Here is a 372-nt window from a genome sequence, read left to right as displayed (position 1 = left end):
CCGATCTCGCCTGGGAAATGAAATGGCTCGCTAAAAATTCAAAAATGTTACTGAAAGGACTTTGGTCATTTTTATCCTCTACAATATCTACATTTAAAAATAAATCGGTCATTCTTTAAACCTTACTGTAAAACTGTACAACTGCTAAACTGTAAACACAGAAAGAGGCAATACTAACAGAACAAAACAACAGATATCCAAACTCCATAAAGTGCATTATTCTGACTTTTTTCGTTGCCTGATGTATTTATGCTATTTGTGCTGTTCTTATATATGTGTTGCTGGTTACGTTGCGTTTTTTCGGAAAATTCAACCGGTAGGGGACCGATACGCAGTTTCATCTCTTTGCTTAGGGAGAGTAGGGGGGTAGAT

1 protein-coding gene is annotated in these 372 nt (G+C 36.8%); it reads right to left on the bottom strand.

Features of this window, described 5'->3' with window-relative positions; genetic code table 11:
- Positions 1-173: 173 nt before the first annotated feature.
- On the bottom strand, positions 174-372 hold a 199-nt coding region (locus Q3O06_RS08065), incomplete at its 5' end, for a hypothetical protein (RefSeq protein WP_301818365.1).

It is taken from the genome of Neisseria maigaei, assembly GCF_958267405.1.
Lineage (GTDB): Bacteria > Pseudomonadota > Gammaproteobacteria > Burkholderiales > Neisseriaceae > Neisseria > Neisseria bergeri.
This window is presented reverse-complemented; position numbering and strand designations above follow the sequence as displayed.